Origin of the sequence: Hydrogenophaga sp. (genome assembly GCF_018780385.1) — a bacterium.
GTDB lineage: Bacteria > Pseudomonadota > Gammaproteobacteria > Burkholderiales > Burkholderiaceae_C > Hydrogenophaga.
Map to the genome: position 1 here is coordinate 1 of NZ_JADMJO010000096.1, position 15722 is coordinate 15722.

The 15722-nt window shown below is 65.1% G+C and carries 20 protein-coding genes; 9 read left to right on the forward strand and 11 right to left on the reverse strand.

The window, feature by feature from the left end; all coding sequences use genetic code 11:
* The first annotated feature begins 327 nt into the window (after positions 1–327).
* Positions 328–528 carry a hypothetical protein gene (locus IV113_RS21720; protein ID WP_291089603.1) on the forward strand — a complete coding sequence of 67 codons (201 nt, stop codon included), beginning with the start codon at positions 328–330 and terminating at the stop codon, positions 526–528.
* 45 nt (positions 529–573) lie between these two features.
* Here IV113_RS21720 and serA read toward each other — a convergent pair whose 3' ends face one another.
* Positions 574–1827, reverse strand: a complete 1254-nt coding sequence (serA, locus tag IV113_RS21725; protein WP_291089597.1) for a phosphoglycerate dehydrogenase — start codon at positions 1825–1827, stop codon at positions 574–576.
* A gap of 235 nt (positions 1828–2062) precedes the next feature.
* Between serA and IV113_RS21730 the strand changes: the two genes are divergently transcribed.
* From IV113_RS21730 to IV113_RS21760, 7 genes are all read left to right on the forward strand, one after another.
* On the forward strand, positions 2063–2575 hold the full coding sequence (locus IV113_RS21730) for a hypothetical protein (protein WP_291089423.1): 513 nt from the start codon (positions 2063–2065) through the stop codon (positions 2573–2575).
* A gap of 1 nt (position 2576) precedes the next feature.
* Entirely contained in the window at positions 2577–3929 is a 1353-nt protein-coding gene (locus tag IV113_RS21735) for a c-type cytochrome (protein WP_291089425.1), read from the forward strand.
* A gap of 71 nt (positions 3930–4000) precedes the next feature.
* On the forward strand, positions 4001–5749 hold the full coding sequence (locus tag IV113_RS21740; protein ID WP_291089600.1) for a cbb3-type cytochrome c oxidase subunit I: 1749 nt from the start codon (positions 4001–4003) through the stop codon (positions 5747–5749).
* A 4-nt stretch (positions 5750–5753) separates the two neighbouring features.
* Positions 5754–6449 carry a cytochrome c oxidase subunit 3 gene (locus tag IV113_RS21745; RefSeq protein WP_291089427.1) on the forward strand — a complete coding sequence of 232 codons (696 nt, stop codon included), beginning with the start codon at positions 5754–5756 and terminating at the stop codon, positions 6447–6449.
* 13 nt (positions 6450–6462) lie between these two features.
* The gene (locus tag IV113_RS21750; protein WP_291089430.1) at positions 6463–7167 is read left to right on the forward strand and encodes a heme-copper oxidase subunit III family protein; all 705 of its coding nucleotides are present in this window, start codon (positions 6463–6465) and stop codon (positions 7165–7167) included.
* 16 nt (positions 7168–7183) lie between these two features.
* A complete protein-coding gene (locus IV113_RS21755; RefSeq protein ID WP_291089433.1) occupies positions 7184–7573 on the forward strand; it encodes a cytochrome C oxidase subunit IV family protein in 390 nt (129 codons plus the stop codon).
* Positions 7574–7595: 22 nt separating this feature from the next.
* Positions 7596–8114, forward strand: a complete 519-nt coding sequence (locus tag IV113_RS21760; protein WP_291089435.1) for a DUF1269 domain-containing protein — start codon at positions 7596–7598, stop codon at positions 8112–8114.
* A 62-nt stretch (positions 8115–8176) separates the two neighbouring features.
* Here the strand turns inward: IV113_RS21760 and IV113_RS21765 are convergent, their stop codons facing one another.
* The 3 genes from IV113_RS21765 to IV113_RS21775 form a co-directional block, all read right to left on the reverse strand.
* Positions 8177–9379, reverse strand: a complete 1203-nt coding sequence (locus IV113_RS21765) for an aldo/keto reductase (RefSeq protein WP_291089438.1) — start codon at positions 9377–9379, stop codon at positions 8177–8179.
* Positions 9380–9469: 90 nt separating this feature from the next.
* Positions 9470–9946 carry a cupin domain-containing protein gene (locus IV113_RS21770; protein WP_291089441.1) on the reverse strand — a complete coding sequence of 159 codons (477 nt, stop codon included), beginning with the start codon at positions 9944–9946 and terminating at the stop codon, positions 9470–9472.
* Positions 9943–10320, reverse strand: coding sequence for a carboxymuconolactone decarboxylase family protein (locus IV113_RS21775; protein WP_291089443.1), 378 nt, complete (start codon positions 10318–10320; stop codon positions 9943–9945). Before IV113_RS21775 ends, IV113_RS21770 begins: the two co-directional genes overlap by 4 nt.
* Positions 10321–10443: 123 nt before the next feature.
* Between IV113_RS21775 and IV113_RS21780 the strand changes: the two genes are divergently transcribed.
* Positions 10444–11397 (forward strand): LysR family transcriptional regulator, encoded by a 954-nt coding sequence (locus IV113_RS21780; RefSeq protein WP_291089446.1) that lies wholly within the window; start codon positions 10444–10446, stop codon positions 11395–11397.
* A 12-nt stretch (positions 11398–11409) separates the two neighbouring features.
* Here IV113_RS21780 and IV113_RS21785 read toward each other — a convergent pair whose 3' ends face one another.
* The 7 genes from IV113_RS21785 to IV113_RS21815 form a co-directional block, all read right to left on the reverse strand.
* Complete coding sequence (locus IV113_RS21785) at positions 11410–11883, reverse strand: GFA family protein (RefSeq protein WP_291089449.1); 474 nt, start codon at positions 11881–11883, stop codon at positions 11410–11412.
* 27 nt (positions 11884–11910) lie between these two features.
* Positions 11911–12204, reverse strand: a complete 294-nt coding sequence (locus tag IV113_RS21790; RefSeq protein WP_291089452.1) for a DUF1330 domain-containing protein — start codon at positions 12202–12204, stop codon at positions 11911–11913.
* A gap of 90 nt (positions 12205–12294) precedes the next feature.
* On the reverse strand, positions 12295–13284 hold the full coding sequence (locus IV113_RS21795) for a sulfonate ABC transporter substrate-binding protein (RefSeq protein ID WP_291089455.1): 990 nt from the start codon (positions 13282–13284) through the stop codon (positions 12295–12297).
* A gap of 34 nt (positions 13285–13318) precedes the next feature.
* Positions 13319–13534 (reverse strand): TOBE domain-containing protein, encoded by a 216-nt coding sequence (locus IV113_RS21800; RefSeq protein ID WP_291089458.1) that lies wholly within the window; start codon positions 13532–13534, stop codon positions 13319–13321.
* Between the two features lie 39 nt (positions 13535–13573).
* Positions 13574–14464, reverse strand: coding sequence for an ATP-binding cassette domain-containing protein (locus IV113_RS21805; RefSeq protein ID WP_291089461.1), 891 nt, complete (start codon positions 14462–14464; stop codon positions 13574–13576).
* The gene (ssuC, locus tag IV113_RS21810; RefSeq protein ID WP_291089464.1) at positions 14461–15351 is read right to left on the reverse strand and encodes an aliphatic sulfonate ABC transporter permease SsuC; all 891 of its coding nucleotides are present in this window, start codon (positions 15349–15351) and stop codon (positions 14461–14463) included. Before ssuC ends, IV113_RS21805 begins: the two co-directional genes overlap by 4 nt.
* On the reverse strand, positions 15348–15722 hold the full coding sequence (locus tag IV113_RS21815) for a VOC family protein (protein ID WP_291089466.1): 375 nt from the start codon (positions 15720–15722) through the stop codon (positions 15348–15350). Before IV113_RS21815 ends, ssuC begins: the two co-directional genes overlap by 4 nt.

The following is a 15722-nucleotide window of genomic DNA, read 5'->3' on the forward strand; positions in this document are numbered from 1 at the left end:
TTCCAAATAACCAAACAACTATGAAGTAGTTTGTTTATGGGGGCTTGGCATATGGAGCGACATGGACGCCGGCGAGTCGCGCGATGTGTGGACCACACAGGCATGTTTCTGCCGCACGCACTGCCGGCCATGGGTGCCTTCGTCGAGCAACTCCTGCACGCGCTGGGCGAGGACATCGAGGGCCGCGAGGCCTGAGATCCACGGGGTCTGACGAAAAGACACACGCGAGAAAGAGAGATCGGGGCACACTGCAAGAGCCGATCGCCTTGCAAGGGCGGAGAAGCCGTTCGCCCCCCCGGGCGAATGAGACCAAAAAAGGAGATCACCATGCCGCACCGACAACCACCGCCAGATCAGGCCCTGGCCGAACATCCCCTGGAATACTCGGACCCAGAGCTGCGAGCGTACGCCGAGGAGCAGGCTGAAGACATTCTCGATTCGGTGGTGCACTACATGCCTCTGTTGTTGCCCATCATGGGCGCCATCCTCATCTTCATGCTGGCCTTCATCGCCGTCTACATGGCGTGAGACCGATGCGCCTGGAACCCGCGCGCTCCAACTGGTACGAACGCCTCAAAACAAGACGCGGCTGCGCAGTGTTCCGGGCACCTCGGCCAGTCGGGACAACGCCAGTTCTGAGTGGGCCGCTTCGATGTCCATCACCACGTAGCCCACGTTCTCGCGCGTTTGCAGGTACTGCGCCGCAATGTTGATGTGGAGGTCCGAAAAGATGCGGTTGATGCTGGAGAGCACACCAGGGACGTTGTGGTGGATGTGCAGCAGACGGTGCTTGCCCGGGTGTGCCGGCAAGGCCACTTCGGGAAAGTTGACCGCCGAGGTGGTGGTGCCGTTGTCGCTGTACTTGACGAGTTTTTCCGCCACCTCGACACCGATGTTCTCCTGCGCTTCCAGCGTCGATCCGCCAATGTGGGGCGTGAGGATCACGTTGTCCAGGCCGCGCAGGGGTGACTCGAAGCTGTCGTCGTTGCCATGAGGCTCTTGCGGGAACACGTCGATGGCGGCACCCAGCAAGGTCTTGCGACGCAGTGCGCTGGCCAGCGCTTCAAGTTCGACCACACTGCCGCGCGAGGCGTTGATCAACACCGATTGCGGTTTCATGAGCGCGATTTGAGGTGCGCCGATCATCCATTGCGTGTCAGCGGTTTCCGGCACATGCAGGCTCACCACATCAGACACCGACAGCAACTCGGCCAGGGTGGACATTGGCCGCGAATTGCCCATGGGAAGTTTGGCGGTGATATCGAAGAAAACCACCTTCATTCCCAGCCCTTCGGCCAGCACCGACAGCTGCGTGCCGATGGCCCCGTAGCCCACGATGCCCAGCGTCTTGCCTCGGATCTCGTACGCGTTGCTGGCGGATTTGAGCCATCCGCCCCGATGGGCGACCGCGTTTTTTTCGGGAACGCCACGCATCAACAGAATGGCCTCGGCGAGCACCAGCTCGGCAACGGATCGGGTGTTGGAAAACGGTGCATTGAAAACCGCAATACCCCGTTCCCGCGCCGCCGCAAGGTCCACCTGGTTCGTGCCGATGCAGAAGCACCCCACGGCTGTCAACCGGCGGGCATGGGCCAGCACCTCAACCGTGAGCTGAGTGCGTGAGCGTATGCCCAGGAAATGGGCGTCCGCGATGCGGGCTTTGAGTTCCGCCTCCGGCAGTGCACCGGGAAGGCTCTCGATCCTGGAGTAGCCGGCCGCCTTCAGCACGTCAACGGCAGAGGGGTGTATGCCTTCCAGCAACAGAAAGCGGATCTTTTCCTTGTCGACCGATGTCTTGGGGCTGGTGTTCACATCCGCAGGGGCCATGTTGTTCATGGAAAGCAATATAGGTGGTGGGCTGGCCCCAGACCATTCGGTGGGTGGGTCTCCCATTTGGGGAAGGGGCATTCCCATTCCAACTGTGCCTGCGCTGATCCATCCACGCCGTCGGCCCCAAGTGCGCTTGCTTGCGTTGACGGGTTAACGGGTGTACAAGGTTACCGGGCGTTGTTCCGGCGCAGGCCGGACAGCATGGGCACAACTCGCGCACGAGGGGGGCACCATGGACACGTTTCTTGGTTTGCGCAGCAGGCGCTGGCGTGCGATGGACTGGGTCGCGGCAGCGGTCTCCGGTTTCGCTGCGGGTGCCGTGCTGATGGTCCTGGACCTGGTCTGGTCGACCATCTTCAACCCTGACGGCCCCTGGCGGACGTCCCACATGATTGCGCCGATCTTCAGCGGCGTAACCGACAGCCTGCAAACGGGCGATTACCGCTTCAGCGTCAGCGTGGTCTTCATCGCGCTGCTCACCCATTACGTGCTGGGCATCGTCTTCGGACTGGTGCTGGCGGTCATTCTGGCGCAGCTGCGGCTCGACACCGAGCCGCTACAGGCATTGGTGACGGGCGCGTTCATGGGCTTGCTGCTGTACGTGGTCAACTTCGAAGGGCTCACTGCATTCTTTCCCTGGCTGGCCGGCCTGCGTGGCACGGCCACCCTGGCCGCGCACCTCGTCTTCGGCTGTGTGGCCGCCGTCCTCTACTGGCGACTGAAACGAACTGCGACGGAGTCCTAGCATGGCGATCGCCCTCGCACTCGTCATCCTGGCGCTGGGCTCGGTCCTCTTCCACTTCCTGAGCCCCTGGTACTTCACGCCGATCGCCTCCAACTGGCAGGCCATCGACACCACGATCACCATCACCTTCTGGGTGACCGGTTTCGTCTTTGTCGCCCTCAGCCTCTTCATGGCCTGGGCGGTGATCCGCTACCGCCATCGCCCAGGCTCGCACGCCGAATACCAGCCCGAGAACAAGAAGCTCGAATGGTGGCTGCTGGTCCTCACAGCCGTCGGCGTCGCCGCCATGCTCGCGCCCGGCTTGGTGGTGTGGTCGCAGGTCGTCAACGTGCCGCAGGAAGCGCAGGTGGTCGAGGCAGTTGCGCAGCAATGGCACTGGAGCTATCGCCTGCCCGGCAAGGACGACAAGCTCGGAACCACCCACGCCCGCTACGTGACGGACGCCAATCCCTTCGGCATGAATCCCACGGATGCCGCCGGCCGCGACGACATCCTGCTGACCACCCCGGAACTGCGGGTGCCGCTGGGCAAGCCGCTCAAGCTGCTGCTGCGCTCCAAGGACGTCCTGCACAACTTCGCCATCGCCGAAATGCGGGTGAAGATGGACATGGTGCCCGGCATGGTCACCTATACCTGGTTCACGCCCATCCGTACGGGCTCCTTCGACCTGCTGTGCGAGGAACTGTGTGGCGTCGGCCACTTCGCCATGCGCGGCCGCCTGGTGGTGGACGAGCCCGCCGCTTACGCCGCCTGGTTGGAGAAGCAACCAACCTATGCCCAGTTGCGCGACACGCCAGCCGCCAATGCCACCATCGGCAAGAACCTCTATGCCGTCTGCGTCGCCTGCCACGGCGCCAACGGCGAGGGCAACGTGGCGCTCAACTCGCCCAAGCTCGCGGGGCAGAGCGCGTGGTACCTCGAGCGGCAGCTGCACCTGTTCAAGAGCGGCGCCCGGGGAACGCACGAGAAAGACACCTTCGGCAAGATGATGGCGCCCATGGCGGCCACGCTGGCGGATGGCAGCGCCGTCGCCGACGTGGTGGCCTACATCGCCTCGCTGCCCGACACCCGGCCGGCAAGCACCATCAAGGGCAACGCCGACAAGGGACGTGCGCGCTGGGCCACCTGCGCCGCCTGCCACGGCGCCGAGGGCCAGGGCATTGCAGCGACCAACGCGCCGCGGCTGCAGGGCATGAACGACTGGTACATGGCCACGCAACTGAAGAACTTCCGTGAGGGCGTGCGCGGTGCGCACCCGCAGGACATCTACGGCGGCCAGATGGGACTGGTCTCGGAAATGCTCAGGGACGACGCCGCGGTCGGCGACATGCTCGCCTACATCAACACGCGTTGAAACCACACCGGGGAGGCTGAATGGGCACTCATGTCGCGCACGACGAAACGGAAGTCGCTCCGCCGGCGGAAGTGGCAGAGGCCCACCTCTACCACCCCAAGACCTTCATCGGCAAGTACATCTGGAGCCAGGACGCCAAGGTCATCGCGATCCAGTACGCGCTGACCGCCATGGCCATCGGCCTGGTGGCGCTGGTGTTCTCCTGGCTCATGCGATTGCAGCTGGGCTTTCCGGGCCAGGTCTCGTTCATCGATCCGGTCGTCTACCTGCAGCTGGTGAGCATGCACGGGATGATCATGGTGATCTACCTGCTGACGGCGCTGTTCCTGGGAGGCTTCGGCAACTACCTGATCCCGCTGATGGTGGGCGCGCGCGACATGGTGTTCCCCTACGTCAACATGCTCAGCTACTGGATCTACCTGGCGGCCGTGCTGATCCTGGTGGCCAGCTTTTTCGTGCCGGGCGGGCCCACCGGCGCAGGCTGGACGCTCTATCCGCCGCAGGCCATCCTGGACGGCACACCGGGCGCCAACTGGGGCATCCTGCTGATGCTGATCTCGCTGGGCGTGTTCGTCATCGGATTCACCATGGGTGGCCTCAACTACGTGGTGACCGTGCTGCAGGCGCGCACCCGAGGCATGACCCTGATGCGGATGCCGCTGACGGTGTGGGGCATCTTCATGGCCACGATCATGGCGCTGCTGGCCTTTCCGGCGCTGTTCGTGAGCGCCATCATGATGTTCCTCGACCAGACGCTGGGCACCAGCTTCTTCATGCCCGCGCTGGTCTCCAAGGGCCAGCAGCTCGGCCACACCGGTGGCAGCCCGCTGCTGTTCCAGCACCTGTTCTGGTTCTTCGGCCACCCGGAGGTCTACATCGTGGCGCTGCCGGCCTTCGGCATCGTGTCGGACCTTATCAGCGTGCACTCGCGCAAGAGCATCTTCGGCTACCGCATGATGGTGTGGGCGATCCTGATCATCGGCGGCCTGAGCTTCATCGTGTGGGCGCACCACATGTACGTGAGCGGCATGAACCCGTACTTCGGCTTCTTCTTCGCCACCACCACCCTGATCATCGCGGTGCCCACGGCGATCAAGGTCTACAACTGGGTGCTGACCCTGTGGAAGGGCAACATCCGCCTGAACGTGCCGATGCTGTTCGCCATCGCCTTCATCTTCACCTTCGTCAACGGCGGCTTGACGGGGCTGTTCCTCGGCAACGTGGTGGTCGACCTGCCGCTGTCGGACACCATGTTCGTCGTGGCCCACTTCCACATGGTGATGGGCATCGCGCCGGTGCTGGTGGTGTTCGGCGCCATCTATCACTGGTATCCCAAGGTCACAGGTCGCATGCTTGACGACACCATGGGCAAGTTGCACTTCTGGGTGACCTTCGTCGGCACCTACGCCATCTTCTATCCCATGCACTACCTGGGCTTCATGGGGGTCCCGCGGCGCTACTACGGCTTCGGTGGCACCAACTTCATCCCGGACTCGGCGCACCTGCTCAATGTCTGGATCTCGTTGGCGGCCTTCGTGGTCGGCGCGGTGCAACTGGTCTTTTTCTACAACCTGGCGCACAGCTATTTCAAGGGCAAGCCCGCGGGCGGCAATCCCTGGCAGGCCACCAGCCTGGAATGGATGACGCCCGAGACACCGCCCGCCCATGGCAACTTCGGCAAGGAACTGCCGACGGTGCACCGCTGGGCCTACGACTACGGCGTTGCAGGCCTGAAGACCGACTACATCCCGCAGAACGTGCCGCCCTCGGAAGTGGCGGCCGAAGCGTGGGCCAGGAACGATCGGCCGACTGGAGCCTGATGCCATGACCATCGGCCTGATCTTTCTATCGCTGCTGGTGGCCGTCATCGTCGGGTGGCTGATGCGGCAGACCCTGGTGGAGCCCTGGCGCGCCGAGGTGGTGGTGCCCGAGGTGCGCGTGGGCCTGGCGGCCATGCCCACGGCCAAGGTGGCGCTGTGGGTCTTCCTCGGCGTGGCCAGTTCCCTGTTTGTTCTGTTCGTCAGCGCCTATGTCATGCGGCTGGGCCTGGCCGACTGGAGTCCCATTCCGCGGCCGCGCCTCCTGCTGCTCAATACCGTCTTCCTGATGGGGGCCAGCCTGGCCATGGAATGGACCGTGTACTCCGCGCGCCGTGCCGATGCCGGCAACGTGCGCCGCGGCCTGGCCGCCAGCGGCCTGCTGACCTTCGCCTTCCTGGCCGGCCAGCTCTACGTGTGGAAGCAGTACCACGACGCAGGCCTCCTCCTCTCCAGCAGCGCGGCCACCGCCTTCTTCTACCTGTTCACGGCGGTGCACGGCCTGCACGTGCTGGGCGGGCTGGTGGCCTGGGCGCGGGCCTCGCTGCGGGTCTGGCGCGGGGCCGACGCCGCGCGCATGCGACTGGCCTGCGAACTGTGCGCCACCTATTGGCACTACCTGCTGGCGGTGTGGTTGCTGCTGTACGTGCTGCTGGTGTCGGAAGACCTGGGGCTGGCGATCTGTTCCGCCGCGCCCCTCTGACCGGAGATAAACCATGGTGAACGAAGCGATGTTGGCGGCAGGCGAGGGCTGGCGCGGCGCCGTGCGTGACGTCGCCTCGGACCAGCGCGCCTTCAAGGGCGTGCCCTGGGGCAAGCCGATGATGTGGATCTTCCTGCTTTCGGACACCTTCATCTTCGGCAGCTTCCTGATCGCGTACATGTCGGCGCGCATGTCGACCGTCACGCCCTGGCCCAACACGAGCGAGGTGTTCTCGCTCATGATGTTCGGCAAGAACGTGCCCCTGCTGCTGATCGCCTTCATGACCTTCGTGTTGATCTCCAGCAGCGGCACGATGGCCCTCGCGGTCAACTACGGCTACCGGCGCAACCGCCGGACGACCTTCTGGCTGCTGGTGGCCACCGCGGTGCTCGGGGCCACCTTCGTCGGCATGCAGGCCTTCGAGTGGTACAAGCTCATCTCCGAGGGCGTGCGGCCCTGGGGCAACCCCTGGGGTGCGGCGCAGTTCGGCGCCTCCTTCTTCATGATCACGGGCTTCCACGGAACGCACGTGAGCATCGGCGTGATCTTCCTGGTCATCGTCGCCGCCAAGGTGGCGCGCGGCGACCTCGACCACGAGCGGCCCGGCTTCCTCACCCACCGCAAGGGCAACTACGAGATCGTGGAGATCATGGGCCTGTACTGGCACTTCGTGGACCTGGTGTGGGTCTTCATCTTCGCGTTCTTCTACCTCTGGTAGGCCAAGGGAGCCTCACATGGACCACGCAGAACACGGACAGCACGCAGAGCACGGCGGCGGCTCGAACGACAAGGGCCAGCAGCATCCCCTGGGCATCTACTTCAAGATCTGGGGCCTGCTGTTCGTGCTGAGCGCCGCCTCCTACATGGTGGACTACGCCCAGGTGCAGGGCCTGTTGCGCTGGTCGCTCATCATCATCTTCATGCTGCTGAAGGCGGGGCTGATCGTGGCCGTCTTCATGCACATGGTGTGGGAGCGCCTGGCCCTTGTCTACGCCATCCTGGTGCCACCGCTGCTGCTGATCACGCTGATCGGCATCGGTGCGCTGGAGGCCGACTACACCTTCCTGTCGCGCAGTGAATTCTTCGCGCCGGTGGTGGAACTGAAGACAAGCGCAAACCATTGAAACCATCCCAAAGGAGTTGATCATGCGCAAACGTATCTACTGGCTTCTGCCTGACCTGAAAAGTGCCCGCGCCACGATGGACGACCTGCTGCTGGCGCACATCGAGGAGCGCCACATCCATTTCGTCGCCCGGGAGGGAACCGACATGCGCGGCCTGCACGCGGCCAACGTGCTGCAAACCTCCGACGTGGTGCGCTCGGCCGAGATAGGCCTGGTCGTCGGCGCGGGCCTCGGCGGGCTGCTGGGGGCACTGGTGGCCGTGTTCTATCCCATCGGGGGTGACGGGACGCAACTGGGATTGGTTGTTCCCGGACTGGCCATCTTTGGCGCGCTGTTTGGCATCTGGACGTCCTCCATGATCGGCATCTCCACGCCCAGCAAGCGCCTGCAGCGCTTCGCCGCGCAGATCGAGCGTGGTCAGGTGCTGCTGATGGTGGACGTGTCCATGTGGCGGGTCGAGACCATCGAAAAGCGGCTGCAGGAATTGCATCCCGAGGCGCACCTGGAGGGGACGGAGCCGGACATCCCCGCGTTTCCCTGAGCGGGCTGCCACGGCCGGGCGCGCCGCAGGGCCGCACGGGGCCAAGAGCAAGCTCGTCCTGATCAGCGCTTGAGAGGCGCCTCCACCCCGGCCATCCGCATCACCGCCGGGGGCAGGCGATCACCCTGGATGCGAACCGCGGCCACCGCTGCGTTCAGTTGCCGCAACTCATCGGGTGTGAACGAGATGGCCGCGGCGCCGATGTTCTCTTCCATGTGGGCCACATTCGTGGTGCCCGGAATGGGGACGATCCAGGGCTTTTGCGCCAGCAGCCAGGCCAGGCTCAGCTGGGCGGGCGTGGCGTTCTTGCGCTGCGCCCAGGCCCGGACCACGTCGACCAGCGCCATGTTGGCCGGCAGGGCATCGGGTGCGAAGCGGGGCACCGCGGCGCGGAAATCCGGCACGGGAGGTGCGGACTCGAAGCGCGCATCGGAGCGCACCGAGCCGGCCAGGAAACCCATGCCCAGCGGACTCCAGCACACCAAGCCGATGCCGAGTTCCTCACACAGCGGGAGCACCTGCGCCTCGGGGCCGCGCCACAACATGGAGTACTCGTTCTGGATCGCTGAGAGCGGCTGCACGGCGTGCGCGCGGCGGATGGTCTGCACACCGGGCTCGGACAGACCCCAGTGCAGCACCTTGCCTTGTGCCATCAGGTCTTTCACGGCGCCGGCCACGTCCTCGATGGGCACCAGCGGGTCCACCCGATGCTGGTACAGCAGGTCGATCCGGTCGGTCCTGAGGCGACGCAGCTGGCCTTCGACCACCTGCTTGATGTGCTCGGGCCGGCTCTGGGTGCCGCCCAGGCGCTGACCGGTCTTTTGATCGATGTCGAAGCCGAACTTGGTGGATACCACGACCTGGTTGCGAATGCCCTGAAGCGCCTCACCCAAGATGTCTTCCGAGAGGAAAGGCCCGTACGCTTCGGCGGTGTCGAACAGCGTGACGCCTTTCTCCGCGGCCCGACGAATCAACCGCAGAGCAGCCGGCCGGTCCATCCGGCTGCTGTAGAGGTCGGACACCACCCCGGGCGTTGCGCCCGGGCGCCATTGGCATCCCAGCCCGATCGAGGACACCTCGAGCCCACCGAGCTTGCGGCGTTGTCCCGTGGCTTGTGGGCTGGAGGTGTTGGTGCCGGCCGGGCTGGCGCAGGCGGACAGCAGCCAGGGAGCGATGCCCAGGCTGGCGGTGGTGGCCAGCAGCTGTCGCCGTTGAAGGCCCTGGGGGTCCGGAGCGCAAGAGGTGTGTGGGTCTGTGTTGAACATGGTGAAGATTCCTGGTTCGAGATGCCTGCAGCGGCATCGATGTGTTGAAAGCCTGGCGGCGTATCGGACACAACGCCAGCGTTGGCCGGATCACTGCCCGTACTGCTCCCGCCCGAGCTTTTCCATCCACTCCACCGATGTGCCGTTGAGGGACTCGGAGATGGCGACATGGCTCATGCCCACCGTGGGACTCGCGCCGTGCCAATGCTTGGCGCCCGGCGGTATCCACACCACATCGCCGGGGCGAATCTCCTGAACGGCATCGCCCCATGTCTGCACGCGACCCACGCCCGCAGTGACGATGAGGGTCTGGCCCAGTGGGTGCGTGTGCCAGGCCGTGTGTGCACCGGGCTCGAAGGTCACGATGCCGCCGCCCACCCGGGCAGGTGACGCTGCCTGGAAGCGGCTGTCCACACGGACCGATCCGGTGAAGTACTGCTCGGGGCCTGCGCTGGAAGGCTGTGTGCCCACGCGGGTCACGACGGCGGCCCCGGTTTGTGCCGCAGTGATCGTCGACATGCCCACCGTCAGGGCCAGGGCGGTGGCACGCATCCAGTTCACGTTCATGGTCGGGTCGCGAACACGTCGCGCACCACGCCCACCGCCGTCACGGCGTTGGGCCAACCGGTGTAGAAGGCCAACTGCGTCAACGCCTCGACCAGTTCTTCCTGGGTCACGCCGTTGTCTCGTGCGAGCGCCATGTGTGATCGCAACTGGTCGGGCCGGTTGAGCGCGATCAGCGCGCTCACGGTCACCAGGCTGCGGTCGCGCCGCGAGAGCCCCGGCCTGGCCCAGACATCGCCGAACAGCACATCGTCGGTGAGTTGGGCGAGCTTGGGCGCGACATCGCCCATCAGCTGCTGCGCACGCGTCGCTTGTGCGGCAGCCATCAGGGGTGTCAGCAGCGCGGCGGCCATGACGGCGGTGGTGAGCAGCTTCATGAGGTGTTCCTTGGAAAACGCGGTGTTGCGGCCAAGTCTAGGAAAACGATTGGCATGCGAATAGACTGCAAATGCTTGATGGATTGACAAGCAAAACAACACAGTTCATCGCACGAGACCCCCATGGCATTCAACGAACTGCGCACCATCTCCGTCTTCATCAAGGCCACCGAGCTGGGCAGCTTGCGCAAAGCCGCCGCAGCGTTGGAGATCAGCCCGCAGGCGGCCAGCCAGGCGCTCACCCAGCTGGAGCAGCACCTGAACGTGCGCCTCTTTCACCGAACCACGCGCGTGATGGCGCTGACCGACGAGGGCCGCCAGTTTCTGGAGATTGCCCAACCTGCGCTGTTGGGTCTGCAAAGGGCCTTGAACACGGCGAAGCGGGCGAAGGACGACATTGCGGGGCCGCTGCGCATCGTGGGCCCACGAACAGCGTTCCAACCGGTGCTGTGGCCGCTGCTGGAAGAGTTCTGTGGCCTGTACCCCGAGATCGTGCCCGACGTGCAGTTGGAAGACCGTGTGGGCAACTGGGTCGAGGACCGCGTCGATGTCGGCTTCCGGCTCGGATCGTCTGCGCACGAAGGCGTGATTGCGCGGCGCCTGTTTCCTGTTCAGATGATCGTGTGTGCATCGCCCGCGTACCTGGAGCGCCATGGCCATCCGGACAGCGTGGCGTCGCTGCAGTCGCACCGGTGCAGTGTGTTCCGGCATCCCGCCACGGGAGCCATCGTGCCCTGGCGCCTCAAGATGGGCGACGACACCGTGGAGCAGGCGGTGACGCCCAGCATCTGCACCAACGACGAAATGCTGGAGCTGCAAGCCGTGCTGGCGGGTCAGGTGATCGGGCAGCTCGCGGGCGTGACGGCTGCACCCTTCATCCGGTCAAAACAACTGGTGCCGCTGCTGGTCGATCACATCCCCACCCGGTCGAACTACTTCGTGTACTTCGGCAGCCGCCATTCACAACCGGCGCGGGCACGTGCCTTCATCGACCTCGCGGTCCAGCGTCTGGTCGACAGCCCCGAGCACCTGTTGAGCGCCCGGGAGTTGAAGGCGGCTGCTCGCAAAGGCCGGTAAGCCAGACCCTGCTCACAGGTGTCGCTGATGCCATTCCTTGAGCGAAAAGTCGGGGTACACGTCAAAGCGCTCGTCGTCCTTGCTGCCTTCCACTGGAACCCATGAGGCCTTCGAGCCCAGCATGAGATGCACATTCGCCGGCGGCGTGGGCAAGGGCGTGTCGATGGCACCGGCGTGCGGATGCACCAGCTCGGGCCAGGTGGGGTCCCACAACCAGAGTGCCGTGCCGCACTTGCCGCAAAAATGACGTTGCGCGCTGCTGTGCCGCACATGGTCGCCCTCGATGATCTGCGCCTGGTAGATGCGCAGGTGGCGTTTGCCGGTCACCTTCAGGGTGCGGTGGTCGGCGCCGAGGTTGATGGCGTAGCCACCGGTACCGGCCGTCTTTCGACAGATGGAGCAGTAGCACCGCATGAACGGAACGGGCTCGGTGGATTCGACCGAGAACTTGACGCTGCCGCAATGGCATGAACCTTCCAGATGCATGGCGCCTCCGCAGGTGAAGTCGGGCTTTTACGCCACCGCTTCGATGATCCGGATGTCGCGTTCAGCGCCCTGGCCCAGGGCCTTCAGCGCTTCCTGGTAGGCCGGGCTGTCGTGCGCGCCGGTGGCCTGCGCCACGCTGTCGAACTCGATCAACACGGCGCGCTGGTTGACAGCCGCCTCATACACCTTCGCGGGCATGCCACGCGCCAGGAAACGTCCACCCGCGGCCTGAATGGCGGGGCCGGCGAGTGCCGCGTAGGCCGCGAGTGCGGCGGGGTCGTTGATCGATCGGTAGGTGGCCATCCAGTACGCCTTGGGCATTTCAGGTTCCTTGATTGGGTTGGTGAAGGGAGAGATTGTCGACCAACTCACCCACCGCAACCCAGCCGCCCGTGGCCACCGCCTGCAGCGTCATTGGGGAGCGGGCGCGCGCCAGACGATGTCGCTCACATTGATCTTGCGCGGGATGATGCCCAGGGCCTGGAAGGTGTCGGCCAGTTGCTGTTGCTGGGCGATGTGGGCGTCGGTCACGGGGCCAAGAGAAAACTCCGCGCGCGCGAAGGCGGCCGACCAGGATTTCACGTCGATGCCTGTCGCTTCCGATGCGAGGGTGGCGAGCTCATCGCGGTGGTTGCCGGCCCACACCGTGACCTTGCGGATCTCGTCGAGCACGGTCGAGAGCACGGCCGGGTGCTGGGTGGCAAAGCTCCTGGAGGCGATGTAGTACGACGAGCTGGCCAGTCGCTTGTCGGCGGTGTTGGCGATGGCGCGTGCGCCGTAGCGTTCTTCGGCAATGGCGTGGTACGGGTCCCAGACCACCCAGGCGTCGATGTTGCCGCCGTTGAAGGCGGCGGTGGCGTCGGCGGGGGACAGATAGGTCGGCACGATGTCGTCAAACTTAAGGCCGACCAGCGCGAGGGCCTTCACCGTCACGTTCTGTGCGCTCGAGCCTTTGCCGAAGGCGACCTTTTTGCCCTTGAGCTCGGCCAGGGTTTTGATGGGCGAGTTTTTCGGCACCAGCACCGCGTGCTGGGCCGATGGCGTGGCGGCGGCGTAGACGAGGTTGGAGCCACCGGCCTGCGCAAAGATGGGTGGCGTGTCACCCACGGATCCGAGGTCGATGGCACCGGCACCCAGTGCTTCCAGCAGCGGTGGGCCAAACTGGAATTCGACCCATTTCACGTTGGTCACGCCCAAGGACTTCAGGCGCGCTTCAATCGCTTGCTGTTTTTTGATCAGCACGAGAATCGCCGAGCCCTTCTGGAAACCGATCCGCACTTCCTTGGGCAGTGGGGCCTGTGCCCAGGCCGAAGAGCCCAGGCCCGAGGCCCAGGCCGAGAGGGCGAGCAGCGCGCGGCCAACATCGCGGCGGCGCAGGTAGGGGGTGTGGTCGGTGTGCACAGGGGGCTCCTTGATGGGGTTGGGGTTCTGCAGATCAGAGTTTGGCGATGGAGACTTCGGTCGACTTCACCAAGGCCACGACTTCCGACCCCACCTTCAGGTCGAGGTCAACCACCGAGCGGGTGGTGATGACGGAGGTGACGATGCCCCAGGGCGTTTCGACATCGACCTCGGAGACCACGTCGCCACGGATGATTTCCTTGACCTTGCCCTTGAACTGGTTGCGAACGTTGATGGCTTGAATGGACACGGTGTATTCCTTTGGTTTGAACAGAAAGCGAGAAGGGATTCAGATGGCCCAGCGCAGGCCGTGAGCGAGGGTGCCGGGCCATGGAGGATCGATGGAAGGCGGTGCGCTGTCGGGCACCTGCAGCACGCGGTCGAGGATGCGCTTCTCGATCGCGGCGAAGGTGGCATCACCACGCGAGCGCGGGCGCGCCAGCGGCACGCGCTCGTCCAGCGCAATGGCGCCGTCCTCGATCAGGATCACGCGGTCGGCCAGAGCCACCGCTTCCTGCACGTCGTGTGTGACCAGCAGCGCGGTGAAGCCGTGGCGCTTCCACAGGCCTTCGATGAGTTCGTGCATCTCGATGCGGGTGAGCGCGTCCAGCGCACCCAAAGGCTCGTCGAGCAGCAGCAGCTGCGGCCGATGCACCAGCGCGCGGGCCAGCGAGACGCGCTGGCGTTGGCCACCCGAGAGCTTGGCCGGCCAGTCGGCCAGGCGGTCGCCCAGGCCGACCTGGCCCAGCACGGCCTCGGCGTCCCTGCGACGCTCTTTGGGCAAACCCAGTGCCACGTTGTCGACCACGCGCTTCCAGGGCAACAGGCGCGCGTCCTGGAACATGATGCGGGTGTCTTCGTGCAGGCCATCGACGGGCTTGCCGTCGAGCAGCAGCTCGCCGCCGCTGGCCTGTTCCAGGCCGGCGACCAGGCGCAGCAGCGTGCTCTTGCCGCAGCCGCTGCGGCCGACGATGGCGACGAATTCGCCCGGTTCGATGATGAGCTCGTTGTCGCGCAGAACCTCGCGCGCGCCGTAGCGCTTGCTCAGGCCTTTGAGTTGCAGGCGCACACCGGTAGACGTAGCAACACCCCGTTCGGGCTGAGCCTGTCGAAGCCGTGCCGAGGTGTTGGTGAGCCCTTCGACAAGCTCAGGGCGAACGGAAGCATGTGAGTGCGTCATGCCTTGCCTCCCTGGTAGCCCGGGTGCCAGCGCAGCCAGTAGTTCTCCAGGCCGCGTGCAAACACGTCGGCCAGCTTGCCCAGCGCCGCATAGAGCAGGATGCCCACGAGCACGATGTCGGTCTGCAGGAATTCGCGCGCATTCATCGTGAGGTAACCGATGCCGGCCTGCGCCGAAATGGTCTCGGCCACGATCAGGATCACCCACATCAGGCCGAGCGAGAACCGCAGACCGACCAGGATGGAAGACAGCGCGCCGGGCAGGATGATCTGCGTGTACAGGCCCCAGCGGGAGAGGCCGTAGGTGCGGCCCATCTCGATCAGGCCCGGGTCCACGTTGCGGATGCCGTGGAAGGTGTTGAGGTAGATCGGGAAGAACACGGCCACCGAGATCAGGAAGAGCTTGGCCGCCTCGTCGATGCCGAACCACAGGATCACCAGCGGAATGAGCGCGAGCGCCGGGATGTTGCGCACCATCTGGATGCTGGAATCCAGCAGCGTCTCGAAGAAACGCACCGAGCCGGTCAGCAACCCCAGCAGCAGGCCCAGACCGCCGCCGATGGCCAGCCCGATCAGCGCGCGCCCGGCGCTCACCTGCACGTGGGTCCAGAGTTCACCGGAGACGGCGAGTGTCCAGAACGCCGTGACCACGGCCAGGGGCGCGGGCAAGACGCGCGTGGACAACCAGCCGAACGACGAAGACGCTTGCCACACCGCAATGAGCAGCGCGGGGACCAGCCACGGGAGAAAACGCTTCCAGGCCGAGCGCAGCACGCGCCCCAGCAGCGCTCTGAAGTCGGTGTCCGGCGTGAATCCCCAGCCGGGTGCATCGATCGTGTCGGGGATCGGCGTCACGGGAGCTTCTCGGAAGGTCTGGATCGTCGTCATTGGGTATGTTCCTGGGACAGGTCGGGTTCGAGGAACTCCAGCGTGTTGCCAGCCGGGTCGTTCACGTAGAAGCGCAGGTGGCCACCGAGCGGGCGGGTTTCGTCGAGCTCGAAGCCGGCTGCGAGCAGCTTGGCGCGAAAGCCCGGCAGGTTCTGCACTTCAAAGGCCAGGTGTGCAGGCGTGGGCGTGCCGTGCCAGTTCGCCACCGGCACCAGGTCCACCCGCTGTGGGCCGGCGAAAAAGCGCAGGGCATTCCCGCCGCCGGCTCGGAATTCCTTGAGACCCAGCAGCTCGCCGTAGAAGTGGCGTACCAGCGACTGCTGGCCAGCCGGAAAGCCCAGCTGCACGTGGTTGATCGAATGGATGCTCAT